Genomic DNA, 20,972 nt, shown 5'->3' on the forward strand with positions numbered 1-20,972 from the left:
TCATGTCGATGCTGGACGGTGAAGGGCATGCAGCTCACCCGTCGATCCCTCCTCCGATATGCCGCTCTCGGTGCCGCTGCCACGCCTGTGCTGGCATGCAGCCCGGCGTTGGTTCGCACCCGGCCGGTGCTGACACACGGTGTCGCCAGCGGTGATGTGCGTGCCGACGGAGCGCTGGTGTGGGCACGTTCGGATACTCCGGCGACGATGATCGTCGACACGTCCGCGACGGACTCGTTCTCCTCTGTGACTACGATGCGGGGGCCACTGCTGACTCCGCAGTCGGACGGCACGGGGGTGCTGCGCCTGACCGGATTGCCTGCGGGACAGAAGGTTCACTATCGCGTCACGCTCGAGGGCGAGGACGGCGCGACGTCGGAACCCATCACCGGAGTGTTCTCCACAGCTCCTGACGGCCCATCCGACATCCGCCTGTTGTGGGGTGGCGACACCGCAGGCCAGGGCTACGGTATCAACCCCGACATCGGTGGTATGACCATCTTCTCGGCGATGGCCGACAGGCAACCGGATCTGTTCCTGCACAGCGGCGATGTGATCTATGCGGACGGCCCGCTCGAGGAGCGCGTGACACTTCCCGACGGTCGAATCTGGCGAAACACCATGAGCGAGGCCAAGTCCAAGGTCGCCGAGACGCTTGACGAGTACCGCGGCCAGTACGCCTACAATCTCACCGACGACAACTACCGCCGCTTCAATTCGTCTGTCGCCCAGATGGTCCAGTGGGACGATCACGAAACCGTCAACAACTGGTACCCCGGTGAGATCCTCGACCTGGAGCAATACACGGTGAAGGATGTGGACCTGCTGTCGCAGAGGGCGTTGCAGGCGTTTCACGAGTGGTTGCCCATCGCGCCCACAGAAGCCGTCGACGGCCGGGTGTACCGCAAGATCGCCTACGGGCCGCTGCTCGACGTCTTCGTCCTCGACATGCGCACGTACAAGGATGCGAACGGTGCGAACACCGCTGCGTCCGGGGAGATCCTCGGCTCGACGCAGCGTCAGTGGTTGATCGACGAGCTGTCCCGCTCCACCGCGACGTGGAAGATCATCGCGAACGACCTGCCCCTCGGACTCGTCGTTCCTGATGGGAAGGTCGCGCAGGAAGGCGTCGGCAACGGAGACCCCGGTGCGCCGCTGGGTCGTGAGACCGACATCGCGCAGGTGCTCACCGCGATCGACCGGAACGACGTCACCGGCACCGTCTGGCTCACCGCCGACGTGCATTACACAGCAGCGCATCACTATTCGCCGGAGCGCGCGGCCTACCAGGAATTTCGCGAGTTCTGGGAATTCGTCAGCGGACCGCTCAACGCCGGCGCGTTCGGCCCCAACGACTTGGACGGCACCTTCGGCCCGGAAGCAGTGTTCGTGCACGCGCCACCGGAGCCGAACGCGTCGCCACTCGACGCGTTTCAGCATTTCGGGGAGGTGCTCATCGACGGGGACTCGCGCGATCTGACCGTCAACCTCTGCGACGCGACCGGGGCCGTGCTGTTCACGAAGGTACTGCCTGCCGCCTGATCGCTCGGGTCCGTCGGTCACAGAGGTTCGGTGAGATAGCGCCGCAGCGTCGGCCCCACCCACCGAACCAGCTGATCGTGGCTCATGTCGACCAGTGGTGGAATGGTCAGCACGTAGCGAGCAAAGACCAGACCGAGTATCTGAGATCCGACGAGCGCCGCGCGCTCGTCGTGCCGGTCCACCGCGATGGCGGCCAGAGCAGGCGCTACCTGTGTGGCGAAAACCTGTTGCATCGTCGACGCTGCCGCCGCGTTCGTGGCCGCAGCGCGCATCAGGGCGAGGAAGGTTCCGTCCTCCTCCCAGACCTGGAAGAACCTGGGCATCAACACTTCTGCAATGTCGTCGAGCGCAATTGCGGTGAGATCTGGAAGATCGAGCTCGAACGTCGCGGCCTCGGCGAACAACGCTTCCTTGGTTCGGAAGTATCGGACGACCATCGCCGCGTCGACGCCGGCGACGGCAGCTATTGATCGCATCGTCGTGCGGTCGTAGCCGTCGGCAGCGAACTGCGCGCGGGCCGCGTCGAGAATGCGGGTGCGCGTGGCGGATGCGGATCGGAGGGGTCTGTCGGCCATGTACGTACCCTAAGTCAACGACCGTTGACCGCTGCGCCCGACGGGTCTATCGTCGAAAGTCAACAACTGTTGACCGTCCAATCGAAAGTCTCGGGAGCGCGCCATGAATCAGTCGGATGTCCTCGTCGTCGGAGCCGGGCCTGCCGGTTGCATGCTGGCCGGCGAACTGGCCCGGTCCGGTCGGTCGGTGACGGTGCTGGAGAAGCATGCCGCGCTCTCGCCGTTGTCCCGAGCCTTCGGCGTGCACGCACGCACCCTCGAGATTCTCGACAGCCGAGGGTTGGCGGATGCGGTGCTGACGACGGGCATTCGTGCCTCGGGCCTGAAACTGTGGAATGGACTGGAGCTCGATCTCGGTGTGCTCCCGTCGTCGTTCCCCTTCCTCCTGGTCACACCTCAGAGCAACGTCGACGGTGTGCTCGAATCGCATGCACGTGATCACGGTGCCCGCATCCTGCGCGGGGTGACGGTGAGCGGCCTGGTGCAGGGCAGCAACGGTGTGACCGTGCACGGCCAGGACGCCGACGGCCGCGAACAGCAGTGGACGGCCCGGTACGTGGTGGCTGCCGACGGAGTGCACAGCACCGTACGCACCGCAATCGGTATGGACTTTCCCGGCAGGAAATTGCTTCGCTCCATCATGCTGGCGGACGTGCGGCTGACGGACCCGCCCAACGGTCTGATCAACGTCGACGCAGGTAGGGATTGTTTTGCATTCGTGGCGCCGTTCGGAGACGGGTGGTTCCGCGTCATAGCCTGGGATCGCACGGACGATGCCGCGGAAAGCGATCCGGTCGACGAATCGACGCTGCGCGGAGTCCTGCACCGTGCATTCGGCACCGACTACGGCTGGAGCGAGATTCGCTGGAGCTCGCGATTCTCCTGCGACGAACGGCAGGTATCGCGATATCGAGAGGGCCGGGTCTTTCTGGTCGGCGATGCGGCGCATGTGCATTCACCTGCCGGCGGGCAGGGAATGAACACCGGTATCCAGGACGCGATGAACCTCGGCTGGAAACTGGCGGCCGTTCTGAACGGTGCCGACGAGTCGCTCCTCGACACCTACCACGACGAACGTCATCCGGTGGGGCGGATGGTCGTGCGCAGCAGCGGCGCGACAATCCGAATGTTGTTGCTGCGTAGGGCGATTGCACGCTCGGTACGTAACACGGTCTCGGCCCGGGTGCTTCGGCGACCACGGGCCGTAGGCAAGATTGCCGGTATGTTCTCCGGCATCGGGATCTCGTACGGTCACCGGCGCGGCGAGCACCCTTTGGTAGGCACCCGAGCCGTGCAGATTCCGCTGGCCGAGGGCACGGTCACCAGTGCACTGCGCGAGGCGTCGTTTTTGATGATCGGCGAAAACGACTGCAAGCGAACGGACATCGTCCGCCGTACCGACAGCGGCCCCGCCGTCCTCGTCCGGCCCGACGGATACATCGCGTGGGCCGGACGCTCCGAATCGGAGGAGTGGCTACAGATTCTCGAACAATGGACCGATCAGCCCTGCAGCAACGTGAACGAATGCTCGCGAATCAGAATGGACGGTCCGCCCGCCTCGTACGCCTGATCCGGATCACTCGACGTCGACTGACTCCACTTGCCCTCCGGCAGCGTGAATTCGACTGTCGCAGGTGAGGCGTTGACCATCCAGGCGAACGCCGCGTCTCCCTCGCCCGCACGCATCAGAATCAGAATGCTGTGTGCGTTGCCGTCCGACCAATCCTCGTCGACCAGTTTCTGACCGTCGGCGCGGTAGAAGTCGACCGTATCGGGTCCTGCCCCGTCCTCCTCGGAATCGCTGTCGTGCCGGAACCAGGTGGGACGCAACGCCGGATGCTCGTCACGCAGCGAGATCAGGTGGGTGGTGAAGTCCACGAGATCCTGATCGACCGTGCTCCAGTCGAACCAGGAGACCTCGTTGTCCTGGCAGTACGCGTTGTTGTTGCCGTTCTGCGTTCGGCCCAGTTCGTCGCCGCCGAGGATCATCGGGACGCCGGCCGAAAGGAGCAGTGTGGCAAGGTGATTACGCTGCTGGCGGGCGCGGAGTGCGTTGACGCCCTCGTCGTCGGTCGGGCCCTCGGCACCACATCCCCACGAACGGTTGTCGGATTCGCCGTCCTGGCTGTCCTCGCCGTTCTCCTCGTTGTGCTTCTCGTCGTACGAATTGAGGTCGGCCAGAGTGAAGCCGTCGTGGGCGGTGATGAAGTTGACGCTCGCCAGCGTCGGGCGCCGGGTGCTCTCGTAGACGTCGGGGCTGCCGGTGACACGTTGCGCCAGAGCGGACAATGCGCCGTCCTCACCGCGCCAGAAGTCACGAACATCGTCGCGGAACTTACCGTTCCACTCCGACCACCGGGCCGGGAACCCGCCCACCTGGTAGCCCTGGGTGTCCCAGGGCTCGGCGATGAGTTTGACCGGCGCGAGCGTCGGATCCTGGTGTACGAGATCGAGGAACGCGCTGTGGACGTCGAGGCCGGAGTCCTGACGGGTCAGGGTGCTCGCGAGATCGAAACGGAATCCGTCGACGTGCATCTCCGTGACCCAGTACCGCAGCGAGTCCATGATCAGGCCCAGCGCCGCGGGATGTCCGACGTTGAGGCTGTTGCCGGTGCCCGTGGTGTCGTAGTAGGCGCTGCGGTCGTCGTCGACGAGTCGGTAGTGCGAGCCGTTGTCGATTCCTTTGAGCGACAACGTCGGTCCCAGGTGGTTGCCCTCGGCTGTGTGGTTGTAGACGACGTCGAGGATGACCTCGATACCGGCCTCGTGCATCGCCTTGACCAGTGCCTTAAATTCGTCCACCTGACCGCCGGTGTCGCCGGTGCTGGCGTACTCGTTGTGCGGGGCGAAGAAGCCGATGGAGTTGTAGCCCCAGTAGTTTCGGCGGCCCTCTTCGAGCAGGTGTGAGTCCTGGACGAACTGATGAATGGGCAACAGCTCCACTGCAGTGACGCCGATACGCTTCAAGTGCGCGATCGCGGCGGGGTGGGCCAGCCCGGCGTATGTTCCTCGAATGTCCTCGGGAACATCGGGATTGGTGGCAGTGAAGCCCTTCACGTGGACCTCGTAGACGACGGTCCGGTCCAGTGGAGTGCGCGGTGCCTCGTCGCCGGTCCAATCGAAGTTTGATTGCACTGCAACGGAATACGGCATGTGCGGTGCGGAGTCCTCGTCGTTGCGGGTCTCCGGCTCTGCATGCAGATGCGAGAACATCGACTCGTTCCAGTCGACCTGGCCGGTGATGGCCGTGGCGTACGGGTCGAGCAGTAGCTTCGCCGGGTTGTGGCGCAGTCCCGAGGCGGGATCCCACGGGCCGTCGACGCGGAGACCGTATCGCGTTCCCGGGGTGACGTCGGGCACCAGATCGTGGAAGACGTGACCGGTGCGCAGTGCCAACGGCGTTGTACTGCGCTCTGTTCCATCTTCGTTCATCACGACGACGGACACCGAGTCGGCTGTTTCGGAGTAGACGGCGAGGTTGGCTCCGTCGTCGGACAGACGCGAGACGCCCAGGGGATACGGGAGACTGGATGAGGTGGGCATGAGCGGCCGATTACCCCCGGCGCAGGTGAGCGAAACGCTTGCCCACCTGGCGCTCGGATAGAATCGACGAGGAGTTTGCGCCCGTCCTTGACCTACGGCCGCATGTGACTAAGGACGAGGCCATGAATCCCGCAGTACCCGATCCCGGTTCGGCTCGGCTCGACGAGCTGTTTCCCGGTGACAATGCCACCGAGGCTCGGTTTCGCGAGCTGGATTGGAGCTCCACGGAGCTGGGACCGGTGGAGCAATGGCCGTACGAATTGATCGCGGCCATCCGCACGGTCATGCCGTCGACCATTCCGATGTTGATCTGGTGGGGGCCGCACCTGGTCCAGATCTTCAACCACTCGTACACCGATTTTCTCGGTGACAAGTTTCCCGCCGCCGCAGCGCAGCCGGCCAGGGACTGCTGGGCAGAGATCTGGGACGAGATCGGCGCATTGGCTCATCAGGTCGTCGACGGCGGCACTGCGGTGCACGGTGCTCGCCAACGGTTCATGATGAATCGGTACGGGTTCCTCGAAGAGACGTACTGGACCTTCTCGTACAGTCCGATTCACGGTCCCGAGCGCGCGGTCCTCGGCGTGTTCGTCGCGACGTCGGAGGTCACCCAACAGCTGCTCGGCGAACGCCGCATGCAGGCGTTGCTGAGTCTGGGCACGCTGACGGGCAACGACACCGACGGTGCCGTGGACATCTGCCGTGCGGCAGTGGGCGTGCTCGCGGCCGAAGCGTCGGAGTTCCCCCTCGTCGCCGGTTACCTCCGCGAAGATCTGAATGCGGACGGCCCGGTGGAGTGTGTCGTGACCGGCGGCGACGCCGGGTACGACGCTGCGACGTGGGAGTGCGCCGACATCTCTCGCGTTGCCGACGGCACGGTCGCCTGCGCGACCGTGCAGGTGGACGGCAACGTTCCGCAGGCCGTCGTCGTGCCGTTGACGATGGCCGGTCGGGTACAGCCGGTCGGGGCGCTGTTGATCGGAGTGAGCAGCCATCGGGTGATCGACGATGCCTTCACCTCGTTCTGCGTCGTCGTCGCCGAACGCCTGTCCACCGCATTGACGGCCTCGCACGCGTTCGAGATGGAGCGCAGCCGGGTGGCGGCCTTGGCCGACGCCGATGCTGCGAAGACTCGGCTGCTCGAGAACGTCGGGCATGAATTCCGCACCCCGCTGACGCTGCTGACGGGCCCGCTCGATTCGGTACGCGAGAACGCTGCTTCGGTGCTGGATGCGAACGACCGCGAATCACTCGACGTCGTTCATCGCGCGTCGATGCGGCTGCGCAGGTTGGTGGACGACCTGCTCGACATCGTCAATGCCGAGGCCGGCCGACTCGTCTCTCGACCCGAGCCGGTGAACCTCGGCTCGGTGACACGCGATTGCGCGACGATGTTCTCGGCCGTCGCGTCGGCGCAGGGGCTCGAGCTCGTCGTGGATGCGGCCGAGGACGTCGTGGTCCTGACCGACGCCGAAATGTGGTCGAAGGTGGTATTCAACCTCGTCGCCAACGCCGTCAAGTACACCCCGGCCGGACGGGTGTCGGTTCGTCTGGTCGCGGACGAGACCACCGTTCGGCTCGTGGTCGCAGACACCGGACTGGGAATTCCGGCCGAGGACCTGCCTCGAATCTTCGACCGGTTCCACCGCGTCGAGAGAGAAGGCGCGCACAGCATCGAAGGGTCCGGAATCGGGCTTGCCCTGGTCACGGACTTGCTGACCGCCTTGAACGGGCGCATCGACGTCGACAGCGACGTGGGCCGGGGGACTACCTTCACCGTGCAGGTGCCGCGGTTGCCCGCAGAAGCTGCCGCTGTCGATCGACCCGGCGCTCCGGCCGATCCGATCTCGGCGATCTTCCCCTCGATCGAGCCCGTTCCCGAGACGACCGATCGCGCCGACGTCCTGCTCGTCGAGGACAACGTCGACATGCGCAACTACCTCGCGCGCCTGCTGACCGACGAAGGGTGGTCCGTCTCGACAGCGGGGGACATCGAGACCGCTCTTGATCGTGCCCGAGCGATGCTGCCGGGGCTCGTGCTCTCCGATGTCATGCTGCCGGGGCGCAGTGGTCTCGATCTGGTGGACGACATCCGCGGCGACGCCGATTTGAGGCGAGTACCGGTCATCTTGCTGACCGCTCGTGCGGGAACTGATTTTGTGCTCGACGGACTCGGACGCGGTGCCGACGATTACATCGTCAAGCCGTTCCACGACCGAGAACTCGTCGCACGCGTTCGCGTGCACCTCGAACTGTCACGGATGCGCGAGCAGCTGATCGCGGAGAGCGGCAATCAGGCCGCAACACTGCGTACGGCGCTCGAGACCCGCGGCACGATCGGCCGAGCCGTCGGCATCCTCATGTCGGTGTACCGCATCGACGCGGACGCCGCGTTCACGCAATTGACCGAACTCTCACAGAACACCAACCGCAAGACGCGGGATCTGGCCGTCATGATCGCCGACGACTTCACCGCCGGCCTCGCCCGCGAGCACTGACCGGCCGGTCAGTGGTTGCGGCGGTAGTTCTCGCGTTCGCGTTCGAGTTCCGCCGTCTTCTTCTCGCTCTTCAGATCGGCGGGCAGTCCGTGAATCTCGAGACGACGGGCGCGGTTCTGGTCCATGTACGCGGCGGTGTAGAACAGCGCGAGCAGCAGGGCCAACAGGACCATCGAGGCACGTAACCAGATCGCGCCGGGAAAGAGCACGAAGAACCCGATGAAGATGGGCAGGAACGGGATCATCGAGCGCAGGATGTGACGCGGTGTCGCGCCGGGGCCGACGAGGTCGCGTCGAACCCAATCCTGCATGGAGTCGGGGAGTTTGCGGCCCAGGACGGCGTAGCCCAACCATTGGCCGGCGTTCGGACGGGTGCGCTGGGGTCGTGCGCTCATGTCATTGCTCCTGCTGCGATCGCCGCGTCGTTGACGCGAGTGAGGACGCGGCGCAACTGCTCCAGTTCGTCGAGTGACGCACCGAGTCTCGCCACGACCGCGGATGGAATCTTTTCGGCCTCGGCGCGGAGAGCGGCTCCGGCGGGGGTGAGGGATACGAGCAGAATGCGCTCGTCTTCCGTGCTGCGTGTGCGGGTGAGCATCCCCATCGATTCCAGACGCTTCAGCAGTGGGGACAGGGTGGGCGAGTCGAGTTGCAGCGCTGAGCCGATCGCTTTGACCGACATCGGCGACTCGCCCCACAAGGCCAACATCACCAGATACTGCGGATGGGTCAGGCCCATCGGTTCGAGCAACGGCCGATACACCGACAGCACAGCCCGGTTGGTGACGGCCAGGGCGAAGCAGACCTGGCGATCGAGCGCGAGTGGATCCTCGGTGGTGGTCACGGTGGTCAGAGTAGCAGAATTGATTAGTGCACGAATTGTTCGTGTGCGACTCAAGGGACGAAAAAGGGCGGAGGTACAGGTTCGCCACCTCGATCGGGTACCGAGTCTGCGGCAGTGGTGAAAGTTTGCCCACAACGTGTTACCGGGCGCGCAATTGTGCAATGCTGCACCTCGATTCACCCTTACCGTGATAATCCCGAGAGGATCGCCATGCGTCGCCGACGCATCTCCACCACTGTCTTCGTCGCAGCGTTGTCCCTGTCGATCGCCTCGGGAGGTATCGCATCCGCCGAGCCGGCTGCCCCCTCCGCCCGCATCGTCGACACCGTCCTGGCATCCGACACGCTGCGCACGCTGAAGGTCGACTCACCCGCCATGGGAGCCGTCGTCGAAGTGCAGGTGCTCACACCCGCGGTGAAGACCGGACCGCGTCCGACGCTGTACATGCTCAGCGGCATCGGCGAAGAGGATCCGCACAACAGCATGTGGTTGCGGAAGGGGCAGGCAGCGGAGTTCTTCGCCGACAAGAACGTCAACGTCGTCCTGCCGTTGGCCGGGCCAGGAAGCTTCTACACCGACTGGCAGCGCGACGACCCGAAACTCGGCCGCTACCAGTGGGAAACGTTTCTCACCGAGGAACTGCCTCCGCTGATCGACGCCGCCGTGGATGGCAACGGCCGCAACGCGATCGCCGGCCTGTCGATGGGCGCACAATCGGCGATGATGCTCGCCGCACGTAATCCGGACGTGTACTCCGGCGTGGCGTCGTACAGCGGCTGCTTCGCGTCCGCCGAACCGTTGGGCCAGGCCAGTATTCGAGCCATCGTCGGAGCATTCGGCGGCAATGCCGACAACATGTGGGGCGGACCCTTCGATCCTGCGTGGGCCGAACATGATTCGGTGGCCAATGCCGAAAGTCTGCGCGGTACCGATGTCTACGTGTCGGTGGGAACCGGCGCTCCCGGACGTCACGAAAGCTTCGACACTGCAGCGGGATGGGACAGGGTGGTGGTCGGTGGCCTCATCGAGGTCGGGTCGAACTACTGCACACACCGACTTGCGGATCGGCTCGGCCAGTTGAACATTCCTGCAACGTTCGACTTCACCGAGACCGGAACGCACTCGTGGCCGTACTGGGTGGAGCAGCTACCGAAGAGTTGGCCGACCCTCGCCGGATCTCTCGGTATCTCGGGCTGACGCTCGGTATCTCGGGCCAGTTGCTCAGTGGGTCCATGGGCAGTCGAGAGGCTTCGTCAGGCCGAGGTGCTTCTCGGCTCGCGTCACCGACTCGTCTCGGAGGCGGCCGTAGATCCGGTACGGGTCGTGCAGGGTCCGTCCCAGAACGCTTTCCATCGCCTCTGCATCGAAGGCTGCCGCGGTGTTGTCGGAATTTCGGGTGCCGTCGGATTCGAGATTGGACCTGAAGATGCCCGCCGCCGACTTGGGCAGGAAGTCCTCGTACACGATCGGGTCGGCCGCGACAACACCCGACCTGACCAGATCGACGAGGCCACCGTCCCGGACTGCAGCGGACGGGTTCGACCCCGTGACTCGAAAGGTGAAGTAGGCGAGGTCTTCTGCCATCCACTGTGTCTCGTCGTCCGGCACCAGCGACGACCACAGTGCGGACGCGTCCTCGGGTTTCTCGGTATCGAGTCGATCCAGATACTCGTCGTAGCGACGTCGTCCGAGTGCGGTAGCTGCCGCGCCCCTGGCTTCGACCTCGCCGAACCGTACCCGTAGATGGCCGGGTTCGATGTTGCCGTTCTCGTCGAGAAACATCCGCTGCTCGTCCAGCGCTCGGAACGACGTCTGGCGCAACAACAATCCGGGACCGGACGTACGAGGAGGCCCCTGGATGGTGTCGATCATCGCCACCCCGCGCTCTCCCATACGGCGATGCAGAAGATCGATGTCCAGAACCCTCGGTGTCAGATGGTTGATGTGGGTGGAGGAGACACCACCGATGTCGGCGGCTACCGCCGAGACTGCCTCGAGTTCGCGATACCACGCTCTGTCGACAGGGTCGGTCGACAACGCGAACGCCGCCGTCGCGAGGTCCAGAAAGGTAGCGGACTCCTCCGCTGCGAGGCCGTTGTCCCTCTCGCACGTGGCTGCCAGCTCGAGCAGTAGCGGAGGGAACAGTGTTCTGCGGTCGAGGAATTCCGTCAGGCGACGGCCGAGATCCGGGTCGAAGAACCGTCGATCCGACGCCACCAGCATCGAGGTGAAGATCCGGAACGGGTTGATCGCCAGCTCGGCCGGATCGATCGGCCGGAACGCAGTCGACACCACCGGAATCGAACTCGACGCAGTGTCACGCAGATCGTAGAAACCCACCGGATACATGCCCATGGCACCGAATATCAGTGCCACCTGCGACATCTCACGTGCATTGCCGACACGAATCGCCCCGTGTCGCTCGGCGGTGACGCGATCGATGGAGCCGAAACGTTCCGCATCGGCACCGCTGGTGCGCATCGTGTCGGCATTGATCGACGCGGTGACATCCAACAGCGTCGTGTACGCGGGAACCTCCCGCCCGTACAGAGCCGACAGACGAAGGGCGAACTGCGCTCGCAATTGCGTCGGTGTCACGTTCACCACCTCATACTGCGCCTTTCGGTGCCGGCACGGAACCCGTTCGGCTGTCTGCTGCACTCTCGCGACTGTGCGCATCTACCGCACAATGTGTGCGCGATCACACAAGACCGGCACGTTCGCCCGGGCGCAGTCTGGAGCAGACATGCGAGAGGTGCCTGCACACGGCACCGAGAAGGAGCGAAAACATATGACCGCAGTACAGGAATCGGCCGCACCGTCGCTGCCGACCGGAACCGCCACCGAGCTCTACATCGCGGGGCAGTGGCACGGTGCATCCGACGGAGGCACCTTCACCGACATCAACCCGACCACCGAACAGCCCCTGGCCGAGATTGCTGCGGCCACCGCGTCGGACGTCGATGCAGCGGTGCGTGCGGCCCGTGCCCAGCTCGGTGGTGAGTGGGGTGCTACCCCCGGAGCGGTCCGGGGCCAGCTGCTCAATCGGGTGGCCGATCTGATCGAGCGGGACGGTGACCTTCTCTCTCGACTCGAAGCCCTCGACGTCGGCAAGCCGGTCGGTCAACCGGCAATGCTCGACATCCCCAATGCTGCAGCCACTTTCCGGCACTTCGCGGGCTGGGCCGACAAGATCACCGGGAGCTCCATCCCCACTGCGGGCTACTTCGGGCAGCCGACGCACTCGTACACCGTCCGTGAGCCGGTGGGCGTCATCGGCATGATCGTTCCCTGGAACACCCCGCTGATGATTGCGGCATGGAAGCTTGCTCCCGCTCTGGCCGCGGGGAACACCGTCGTCGTCAAGCCGCCGGAGGACGCGCCACTGTCCATCCTGCATCTGGCTCGACTGATCGACGAGGCAGGCGTACCTGCCGGAGTGGTCAATGTTGTTCCAGGACTGGGCGAAGTGACGGGCGATGCCTTGGTCGGCCATCCGGACGTCGACAAGATCAGCTTCACCGGCAGCCCTCGGGTCGGCAGAATCATCGCCAAGAAGGCAGCCGACACATTCAAGCGGACGACGCTCGAGCTCGGCGGCAAGTCCCCGCAGATCATCCTCGAGGATGCGGACCTGGAGGCGGCGATCAACGGAACCGCGATGGGACTGTTCTTCAATCAGGGCCAGGTGTGTGCCGCGGGGACGCGAGTGCTGGTGCACCGCTCGCTGTACTCGCAGGTGGTCGACGGTTTGGCCGCCGCCGCATCGGCTCAGGTCCTGGGAGATCCCTTCGATCCGTCGACGACGATGGGCGCACTCGTCAACGCGAAGCAGCGCGACAGCGTCCTCGGGTACATCCAGGCCGGACGCGACGGCGGAGCGCGAGTGGCGGCCGGCGGTGGACGTCCCGACAGCGCCGGCTATTTCGTCGAGCCGACGATCTTCGTCGACGCCGACAACGACATGAAGATCGCCCAGGAGGAGATTTTCGGACCCGTCGGAACGGTGATTCCGTTCGATACGGCCGACGAGGCGATCTCCATTGCCAACGACACCGTGTACGGCTTGGCCGCTTCGATCTGGACCCGCGACGTGTCGAGGGCGCACATACTGGCCGGGCAGGTCCGTTCCGGCGCGGTGTGGGTGAACGGCTGGGCTGCAATCGATCCCGCTCTCCCCTGGGGCGGCATGAAGTCCAGTGGCACGGGCCGGGAACTCGGGTGGGCCGGTATCGAGGCCAACACCGAAGAGAAGGTCGTCACCGTAGTTCTGTAGCCCGACTCCCTCGTGCAGCAACGAAACAGCAAGGACTGACATGCCGAAGAAATCGACCGACTACGTCGTCGTCGGAGCAGGATCAGCAGGAAGCGTCATCGCCAGAAGGCTCCTCGACGCAGGCCACACCGTCCACGTGATCGAGGCCGGTCCCGTGGACACCGATCCGGCGATCCACTCACCGCAGGGCTGGCCGACGCTGTTGGGCGGACCGCAGGACTGGGGACTGTTCACCACCCCGCAGAAGCACGCCAACGATCGGCGAATCTTCTGGCCACGCGGACGCGTCCTCGGTGGCAGCTCGTCCCTCAACGGAATGATTTACGTGCGAGGGCATTCCAGCGATTACGACGGATGGGCCTCTGCGACCGGTGATGCGGGATGGGCCTGGGAGAACGTGCTGCCGCTGTTCAAGCGTTCGGAGTCACACGAACTCGGTGCCAACGAGTTCCACGGCGGCGACGGGCCACTGCCGGTGTCGATCATGGGTACCCCGCATCCGCTGGCGGCGGCGTTCGTCGACGCGGCCGTCGAACATGGTCACAAACTGATCGACGACTTCAACGCCGACGAGATGGTCGGTGCCGGCTACAACCACACCACCACGCGCGACGGTGAGCGGATGAGCGCCTGGAAGAGCTTCGTCGGCCCGGTGCTCGACAATCCCGACTTGACGGTGACCACCGGTGCTCTCGTGCACCGAGTGGTGCTCGAGAACGGCCGAGCGGTGGGCATCGAATACAGCCGCGGAGATGGCGAGCTGGAGCGAGCGTTCGCCGATCACGAGGTCATCCTGTGCGGCGGAGCCCTCGGCTCTCCGAAGACCCTGCTGCTCAGTGGAATCGGGCCGTCCAGACATTTGGCTGAACTGGGAATCGACACCGTCATCGACCTGCCGGGCGTCGGCGAGAATCTGCACGATCATTTGCTGCTCAGCAACATCTACGAGTCCCTCGAGCCGCTCGCAGCCGGTACCAACAACCTGCTCGAAGCGCAGCTGTACGCCCGCAGTACCGGATGGGCCGGCGCTGCACCCGATCTGCAGCCCCTGTTCATGCACATCCCCTACCCCGCCGACGGATACCCGGTGCCCGAGAACGGCTACACGATCGCTCCGGGAATCGTGGCTCCGCGTTCACGCGGCACGCTGCGATTGGCGTCCTCGGATCCGAATGAACTGCCTCTGGCGGATCCGAACATCCTGGCCGATCCGTACGACCTCGAGGCGATGGTCGACGCGGTGGAGATCTGCCGGGAGATCGGTGCCTCCGATGCCTTCGCGCCGTGGCGCAAGGCGGAGGTGGTTCCGGGACCGAGCGCCCGCACCCGCGACGACCTGCGGGCGTACGTCCGACAGACTGCCGGTACGTACCACCACCAGGTCGGCACCTGCAAGATGGGAGCCGAGTCGGACTCCGATGCCGTTGTCGGAGCGGACCTTCGGGTCCGCGGGGTCGATGGATTGCGGGTGGCGGACGCGTCGATCATGCCCACGGTGCCGTCGGGCAACACCAATGCGCCGTCCATCATGGTCGGTGAGCGGGCCTCGGATCTGATCCTCGGGTAGTAGTTCGTGGTCGGGTGAGGGCGGCGTGCGCTCTCACCCGGCGCGATACTCCCGCGGAGACATGCCGTACGTCTCCTTGAACAGCTTCGAGAAGTTCGAGGAATCGATCAAACCGTGACGTGCACAGACGGTTCCGATACTGTCTGCGGCGAAACGAGGGTCACGCAGGTCGCGGTGGCACCTCTCCAGACGCCTGGATCTGATCCAGCCGGCCACCGTGCGACCGTCCTGCGCGAAGAGCTTCTGCAAGTAGCGCGTCGAAATATGCAGGTGCGCAGCGAGAGACGCCGTGGACAGTGTTGGATCGGACAGCTGAGCTTCGACGAGACTCTTGGCCTCGATCAGGAGTGTGGATCCCGGCGCATCGTGGGGAGCCGCGTCGTCGAGAGCGGCGCAGAGCAAATCGAGGACGGCGTTCTCGAGCATCGGTGTCGTCGGCAATGTGCCGTCGGCGGCGTTGCGACGCAAATTGAACAGGAACGGCGACACCAGCGCACCGACGCCGTGATCGCCCTCGATGCGACGCGCGGCAACGGTCGTCAAGTCACGGGAATCGATGCGGAGCGCGTCGCGTGGAAACATCACCACGAACATCTCGAAGTCCCCGGCGAAGTGCAGATCGTATGGGGCACTGGTGTCGTAGACCGCGAAGTCGCCAGGATGGAGCACGGCCTCGCGCTCGTTCTGCACGATCGTGCCGCGTCCGCTCAGCTGCAGGCCGACCTTGATCAACCCGGGGTCGGACCGCCGGATGGTCGCGCGTGTGCGCCTGACATCGACCTCCCGGCCGGTCACCTCGCTCAGTTGCAACGATCCCAAAGTCGACGACACCAGCGTGCCCTCGAACGACGACGGCCCGGTGGACACAGCGTCGAGCGGCACGAACGCCGTCGAGACGTTCTCGCGCCATTGCTCGAAATCCTGTGCCACCGGGCTCATGTCATACGGTCGGACGGTTGTCGATCAGACGACGGGCCTTACCGATGGAACGCTCGAGGGCCGCCGGTGCAACGACGTCGACCGCGACGCTGACGCCGATCCGGTCCTTGACCAGCTTCTTCAGCGTTGCTGCGGCAATCGGATGCGTGTCGAGCGCGGCATCGGGTCGGGCTTCGACGAGGACGGTCAGTGAGTCCATGCGTCCGGCACGCTCGAGCACGCACTGGAACTGCGGTGCCAGAACGGGAACCGTCAGGATCAGCTCCTCGATCTGCGTCGGGAAGAGATTGACTCCGCGCAGAATGATCATGTCGTCGGTGCGGCCGGTGACCTTCTGCATCCGACGCATCGTGCGAGCCGTGCCCGGTAGCAGTCGCGTCAGATCGCGCGTGCGGTAGCGGATGATCGGCATCGCTTCCTTGGACAGGGACGTGAACACCAATTCACCCTCCTCGCCGTCGGGCAGAACCTCGCCGGTCACCGGGTCGATGACCTCCGGGTAGAAATGATCCTCCCAGATGTGGAGTCCGTCCTTGGTTTCGACGCATTCCATCGCGACGCCCGGTCCCATGACCTCGGACAGGCCGTAGATGTCGACGGCGTCCATGTCGAGAGTCTTCTCGATCTCCTTGCGCATCTCCTCGGTCCAGGGCTCCGCGCCGAAGACGCCGGTTTTCAGCGAGGTCTTCGCCGGATCGATGCCCTTCTTGACCATCGCGTCGACAATCGTGAGCATGTACGACGGCGTGACCATGATGGCGTCGGGCTCGAAGTCCTCGATGAGCTGGATCTGACGATCGGTCATGCCACCGGACATCGGAATCACGGTGCAGCCCAGTCGTTCTGCGCCGTAGTGCGCGCCGAGTCCGCCCGTGAAGAGACCGTAGCCGTAGGCCACGTGCACCTTGTCCGAGGGCTTGACACCACCGGCCCGAAGGCTGCGCGCGATGAGGTCGGCCCAGTTGCTGATGTCGTTCGCGGTGTATCCGACGACGGTGGGACGGCCGGTGGTGCCCGAGGACGCGTGGATGCGCGAGACCTTGTCCTGCGGCACCGCGAACATGCCGAACGGGTAGTTCTCCCGCAGGTCCTTCTTGGCGGTGAACGGGAACTTCGCCAGATCCGACAGATCTTTCAGATCGGTCGGATGCACCCCGGCGTCGTCGAATGCCTTCGTGTAGTGCGGAACGTTGTCGTACGCGTGCTGCAGCGACCATCGCAGGCGCTCCAACTGCAGCGTGGAAATGCGGTCCCGAGAGGCGAACTCGATGTCGGGGGTATCGGTGGGGGCGGACAGCACACTGGTCATGATCGGTCTCTCGTGGTCTCAGGCGTCGAAGTCGACGGTGACGGTGTCGCTGAGTGGGAAGGTTTGGCAGGTGAGCACGAAGCCGGCATCGACCTCGTTGTCTTCCAATGCATAGTTACGACGCATGTCGACCTCTCCGAAGGTCACCTTCGCGCGGCAGGTGCCGCACACTCCGCCCTTGCATGCGAAGGGGAGGTCCGATCGCAGCTGCTCGGCCGAATCGAGAATCGACTCGTCCTGCGGCAAAGCGCCTTTCACCTCGCGGCCATCGAGGATGATCGTGACCTCACTGCTGGGGCCGGTGATACCGGGCTCGCGGTGCTGCTCCTGCGGCGGCGGTACGTCGTCGACGTAGAACAGTTCGTGGTGAATGCTGCTCTTCGCGACGCCGAGTTCCTTCAGAACGTCCTGGGCATCGTTCACCATCCCGAACGGACCGCACAACCAGAAGTGGTCGATGTCCGGGGTTGCGACGACGGTGTCGAGTATCTCGCGTAGCCGGCCGGCATCGAGCCTGCCGCTGAACAATTCGACTTCCCGTGGCTCGCGAGACAGCACGTGAATGACGTCGAATCGACTGCCGTACTGATCCTTCAGGTCGGCGATCTCCTCGGCGAACATCACCGTTCGCGTCCGTCGATTGCCGTACAGCAGAACCACTTCGGAGTCGGGATTCGCCAGAACGGACGCCGCAATCGACAACATCGGGGTGATACCGGAACCGGCGGCGATGAGCACGTGCCTGCCGGCCTGGGCCGGATCGGCGTGAAAGGTGCCGCTCGGGCCCTGCACGTCGATGCGGTCGCCTGCTTTGACGTCGTGAACGAGCCAGGAGGAGAACAGACCGTCGGACACCTCACGGACACCGACGCGGGGACGCGCACCCGCCGGGGCGCAGATGGAGTAGGAGCGGCGGTGCTCGACGCCGTCGACGGTGCGGCTGAGCATCAGTGACTGGCCCGGTCGAAAGTCGAACTCTTCGCGCAATTCTTCCGGGACGTCGAACGTGACGGCAACGGCGTCGTCGCAGAGCGATTCCACGTCGGCAACGGTCAGTGAATGAAAAGGTTTGTTGCGTACATTCTTCTGAACGGGCTCGGCGGTGACGGTCATCAGATTTCCTTCACGTGGTCAAAGGGCTCCAGGCAGTCGTCGCACCGGTACTGGGCTTTGCAGAGGGTGGCGCCGAACTCGGACGTGAGCCGGGTGTTGCGCGAGCTGCACTGCGGGCAGGTGAGCTGACGGGGTTTGACGGTCAAGGTCAGCGGCACCGGGCCGGATGTACGTTCCGGGGCCGGACCCGGAGTGGAGTAGCCGGTCTCGCGCAGCTTGCGCAGGCCCTCCTCGGAGATCCAGTCGGTACTCCATGCCGGCGTCAGGCTGGTGACGATCTCGACATCCGCGTAGCCGTGGTCCTGAAGCTTGTGAGCGATGTCGTCCCGCATCGTCGCCATGGCGGGGCAGCCGGAGTACGTCGGAGTGATCGTGACGAGCACGCTGCCGTTCTCGCGTACCTCGACGTCGCGCAGGACGCCGAGGTCGTCGAGGGTGAGCAGCGGCATCTCCGGATCCATGACGGTAGCTGCGATTTCGCGTGCGGTTCGTTGAAGTGTGGTCACCAGACTCCCTCCGGATGGGCCCTCGCCACGACCTGCATCTCGGCGATCAGTGGACCGAATGCTTCGGTGTGAATGCCGCGACGACCACCGCGGCCGCCGATGGTGCCCACGGACTTGCCCTCGGGTGCCTCCAGCTCCGCGGCGTGCAGCACCTGTGCGAGAACCGAATCGAACTCGTCGCGAACATCGCGAGGGTCGACGGCGACACCGACCTTCGCGAGTGCGATCTCCTCGTCCGTCGGGATGAACAATTCCGAGACGTACGGCCAGATCCGAGTCACGGCGTCGCGGACGCGTCGCTTCGATTCGTCCGTGCCGCAGCCCAGGGTGACGACCCAGCGTGCCGCGTAATCGCGATGGTACGTCAGCTCTTTGACGCCCTTGTTCGCAACTGCGGCAAGGACGGGATCACGGGATTCCTGCAGGCGGGTGAAGACGGCGAGCCGCCACGTCGAGAACACCAGCAGCCGAACCAGCGACTTCGCGAAGTCGCCGTTGTCGAGCTCGGTGAGCCGAACGTTGCGGAAGTCGGCCTCGTCGCGAAAGAACGCCAGCGCATCCTCGGCGGGTGCGGGTGAAGTGTCCGAGATGAACGGCACCACCGTCGGATCGGCTTTCGCGGCGCGGGCCAGTAGCAGCCGGGCCTGGCCGAGGAGATCGAGGCCGACGTTCGCCAGCGCCACCTCTTCTTCCAGTTCCGGTGCGCGAGTGCTCCATTCGGCGAGGCGCTGGGAGCTGATCAGCGCATCGTCACCGAGCATGAGGCAGTACGCGGCAAGGGCTTTCAGGTCGACGTCGTCGGGAACGGTGGTATCGACGCCGGCGAGTGGGTCGTCGAAACTCGTCCCGAATGCCCACTGCCCGTGCGAGTCCTCGTCGACGAGGCCCTCGTAGGCGCTGTCGTGATCGGTCATGAGTGCTTGTCCTCTGGGAGTGTGGGTCTCACATGTGGGGAACGTTGTCGGGGATCTCGTAGAACGTCGGGTGGCGGTAGACCTTGTCGCCACTCGGCGCAAAGAACGGATCCTTCTCCGACGGTGAGGACGCGACGATCGAGTTGGACGGAACCACCCAGATGCTGACGCCTTCGTTGCGGCGGGTGTAGACGTCGCGAGCATGCCGCAGGGCCATGTGGTCGTCGGCAGCGTGGAGCGATCCGACGTGTACGTGGTTCAGGCCGCGCTTGCCGCGTAGGAACACCTCGTACAACGGCCAATCAGCCTTTACTGCTTCTCTTTTCGGCTCCACCGGCACGTTGTCGGTGGGAACCGCGCCGTGGCCGCCCTCGGCCGTGAATTCTGTCATGATGCTGCGTTCCTTTCGGCGAATGCGGTTGCGGCCTCACGGACCCAGGCTCCGCCGTCGTGAGCTGCTCGACGGTTCGCGATGCGCTCGACGTTGGAGGCACCGTTGCCCTTGATCACCTGCATGAACTCGGACCAGTCGGGCTCACCGAAATCGTGTGACTTGCGCTCCTCGTTCCACTTCAGGTCCGGGTCGGGGAACGTGACTCCGAGTGCCTTCGCCTGCGGGATCGACATGTCGACGAAGCGTTGGCGCAGTTCGTCGTTGGTGTGGCGCTTGATGCCCCACTTCATGGACTGCTCGGTGTTGGGGGACTCGTCGTCCGGCGGGCCGAACATCATCAGTGCCGGCCACCACCATCGGTTGACGGATTCCTGGACCATGGCGCGCTGTTCGTCGGTGCCGCGCATCATGGTTGCCAGCAATTCGTAGCCCTGGCGCTGGTGGAAGGATTCCTCTTTGCAGACGCGGATCATCGCGCGCGCGTACGGCCCGAAACTGCTGCGACACAGCGGAACCTGGTTGCAGATCGCTGCGCCGTCGACGAGCCAGCCGATGGTGCCCACGTCGGCGTACGTCAGGGTGGGGTAGTTGAAGATCGAGGAGTACTTCTGCTTGCCCTCGATGAGCTTGACCGTCAGGTCGGCGCGGTCCGCCCCGAGGGTTTCGGCAGCGGAATAGAGGTAGAGGCCGTGACCGGCCTCGTCCTGCACCTTGGCCATCAGGATCGCCTTGCGGCGCAACGACGGTGCGCGGGTGAGCCAGTTGCCCTCCGGCTGCATGCCGATGATTTCGGAGTGCGCGTGCTGGGCGATCTGGCGGATGAGCGACTTGCGGTAGCCGTCGGGCATCCAGTCGCGGGGCTCGACGCGCTGCTCGTGGGCAATGGTCTCGTCGAACCCGTCCTGCAGCGTCTCGGTGGACAGGGTGTTTGACGTGGTCATAAGTCCTACTT

At 64.7% G+C, this 20,972-nt stretch carries 18 protein-coding genes; 6 read left to right on the forward strand and 12 right to left on the reverse strand.

What is annotated here, in order from left to right:
* The first annotated feature begins 27 nt into the window (after window positions 1-27).
* The gene (locus JLZ96_RS15510) at window positions 28-1,542 is read left to right on the forward strand and encodes an alkaline phosphatase (protein WP_201010508.1); all 1,515 of its coding nucleotides are present in this window, start codon (window positions 28-30) and stop codon (window positions 1,540-1,542) included.
* Window positions 1,543-1,559: 17 nt separating this feature from the next.
* Here the strand turns inward: JLZ96_RS15510 and JLZ96_RS15515 are convergent, their stop codons facing one another.
* A complete protein-coding gene (locus tag JLZ96_RS15515) occupies window positions 1,560-2,117 on the reverse strand; it encodes a TetR family transcriptional regulator (protein WP_201010509.1) in 558 nt (185 codons plus the stop codon).
* 103 nt (window positions 2,118-2,220) lie between these two features.
* Here JLZ96_RS15515 and JLZ96_RS15520 point away from each other — a divergent pair, with 103 nt between their 5' ends.
* Window positions 2,221-3,687, forward strand: coding sequence for an FAD-dependent oxidoreductase (locus JLZ96_RS15520; protein ID WP_201010510.1), 1,467 nt, complete (start codon window positions 2,221-2,223; stop codon window positions 3,685-3,687).
* Here the strand turns inward: JLZ96_RS15520 and glgX are convergent.
* Window positions 3,618-5,660, reverse strand: a complete 2,043-nt coding sequence (gene glgX, locus JLZ96_RS15525; RefSeq protein WP_201010511.1) for a glycogen debranching protein GlgX — start codon at window positions 5,658-5,660, stop codon at window positions 3,618-3,620. The two genes, JLZ96_RS15520 and glgX, sit on opposite strands and share 70 nt — an antisense overlap.
* A gap of 122 nt (window positions 5,661-5,782) precedes the next feature.
* Here glgX and JLZ96_RS15530 point away from each other — a divergent pair, with 122 nt between their 5' ends.
* Entirely contained in the window at window positions 5,783-8,158 is a 2,376-nt protein-coding gene (locus tag JLZ96_RS15530; protein WP_094623115.1) for an ATP-binding protein, read from the forward strand.
* A gap of 8 nt (window positions 8,159-8,166) precedes the next feature.
* On the opposite strand, the gene JLZ96_RS15535 is transcribed toward JLZ96_RS15530, so the two are convergent.
* Together JLZ96_RS15535 and JLZ96_RS15540 are read right to left on the reverse strand one after the other, a co-directional pair.
* Complete coding sequence (locus tag JLZ96_RS15535) at window positions 8,167-8,553, reverse strand: DUF5313 family protein (RefSeq protein WP_032367853.1); 387 nt, start codon at window positions 8,551-8,553, stop codon at window positions 8,167-8,169.
* Window positions 8,550-9,002, reverse strand: a complete 453-nt coding sequence (locus JLZ96_RS15540) for a MarR family winged helix-turn-helix transcriptional regulator (RefSeq protein WP_201010512.1) — start codon at window positions 9,000-9,002, stop codon at window positions 8,550-8,552. Before JLZ96_RS15540 ends, JLZ96_RS15535 begins: the two co-directional genes overlap by 4 nt.
* A gap of 210 nt (window positions 9,003-9,212) precedes the next feature.
* On the opposite strand from JLZ96_RS15540, the gene JLZ96_RS15545 reads away from it, so the two are divergent.
* Window positions 9,213-10,199 carry an alpha/beta hydrolase family protein gene (locus JLZ96_RS15545; RefSeq protein WP_201010513.1) on the forward strand — a complete coding sequence of 329 codons (987 nt, stop codon included), beginning with the start codon at window positions 9,213-9,215 and terminating at the stop codon, window positions 10,197-10,199.
* A gap of 24 nt (window positions 10,200-10,223) precedes the next feature.
* Here the strand turns inward: JLZ96_RS15545 and JLZ96_RS15550 are convergent, their stop codons facing one another.
* Window positions 10,224-11,609: a VOC family protein gene (locus JLZ96_RS15550; RefSeq protein ID WP_236254012.1), complete on the reverse strand. Its 1,386-nt coding sequence runs from the start codon at window positions 11,607-11,609 to the stop codon at window positions 10,224-10,226.
* A gap of 184 nt (window positions 11,610-11,793) precedes the next feature.
* Between JLZ96_RS15550 and styD the strand changes: the two genes are divergently transcribed.
* Window positions 11,794-13,278: a phenylacetaldehyde dehydrogenase StyD gene (styD, locus tag JLZ96_RS15555; RefSeq protein WP_201010515.1), complete on the forward strand. Its 1,485-nt coding sequence runs from the start codon at window positions 11,794-11,796 to the stop codon at window positions 13,276-13,278.
* 40 nt (window positions 13,279-13,318) lie between these two features.
* On the forward strand, window positions 13,319-14,845 hold the full coding sequence (locus JLZ96_RS15560; RefSeq protein ID WP_201010516.1) for a GMC family oxidoreductase: 1,527 nt from the start codon (window positions 13,319-13,321) through the stop codon (window positions 14,843-14,845).
* Between the two features lie 33 nt (window positions 14,846-14,878).
* Here the strand turns inward: JLZ96_RS15560 and JLZ96_RS15565 are convergent, their stop codons facing one another.
* From JLZ96_RS15565 to paaA, 7 genes are read right to left on the reverse strand one after another with little or no spacing between them, the layout of a single operon-like run.
* Window positions 14,879-15,784 (reverse strand): helix-turn-helix domain-containing protein, encoded by a 906-nt coding sequence (locus JLZ96_RS15565; RefSeq protein WP_201010517.1) that lies wholly within the window; start codon window positions 15,782-15,784, stop codon window positions 14,879-14,881.
* 1 nt (window position 15,785) lies between these two features.
* Complete coding sequence (gene paaK / locus JLZ96_RS15570) at window positions 15,786-17,093, reverse strand: phenylacetate--CoA ligase PaaK (protein ID WP_027494661.1); 1,308 nt, start codon at window positions 17,091-17,093, stop codon at window positions 15,786-15,788.
* Between the two features lie 18 nt (window positions 17,094-17,111).
* On the reverse strand, window positions 17,112-18,206 hold the full coding sequence (gene paaE / locus JLZ96_RS15575; protein ID WP_094693844.1) for a 1,2-phenylacetyl-CoA epoxidase subunit PaaE: 1,095 nt from the start codon (window positions 18,204-18,206) through the stop codon (window positions 17,112-17,114).
* Window positions 18,206-18,667 (reverse strand): 1,2-phenylacetyl-CoA epoxidase subunit PaaD, encoded by a 462-nt coding sequence (paaD, locus tag JLZ96_RS15580; RefSeq protein WP_052055184.1) that lies wholly within the window; start codon window positions 18,665-18,667, stop codon window positions 18,206-18,208. Before paaD ends, paaE begins: the two co-directional genes overlap by 1 nt.
* A gap of 41 nt (window positions 18,668-18,708) precedes the next feature.
* A complete protein-coding gene (paaC, locus tag JLZ96_RS15585) occupies window positions 18,709-19,626 on the reverse strand; it encodes a 1,2-phenylacetyl-CoA epoxidase subunit PaaC (RefSeq protein WP_027494658.1) in 918 nt (305 codons plus the stop codon).
* A gap of 28 nt (window positions 19,627-19,654) precedes the next feature.
* Window positions 19,655-20,017 carry a 1,2-phenylacetyl-CoA epoxidase subunit PaaB gene (paaB, locus tag JLZ96_RS15590; protein ID WP_027494657.1) on the reverse strand — a complete coding sequence of 121 codons (363 nt, stop codon included), beginning with the start codon at window positions 20,015-20,017 and terminating at the stop codon, window positions 19,655-19,657.
* Window positions 20,014-20,961, reverse strand: a complete 948-nt coding sequence (gene paaA / locus JLZ96_RS15595) for a 1,2-phenylacetyl-CoA epoxidase subunit PaaA (protein ID WP_027494656.1) — start codon at window positions 20,959-20,961, stop codon at window positions 20,014-20,016. Before paaA ends, paaB begins: the two co-directional genes overlap by 4 nt.
* Between the last annotated feature and the right edge of the window lie 11 nt (window positions 20,962-20,972).

It is taken from the genome of Rhodococcus sp. NKCM2511 (genome assembly GCF_014905595.1).
In the GTDB taxonomy this organism is placed as follows: Bacteria; Actinomycetota; Actinomycetes; order Mycobacteriales; family Mycobacteriaceae; genus Rhodococcoides; species Rhodococcoides fascians.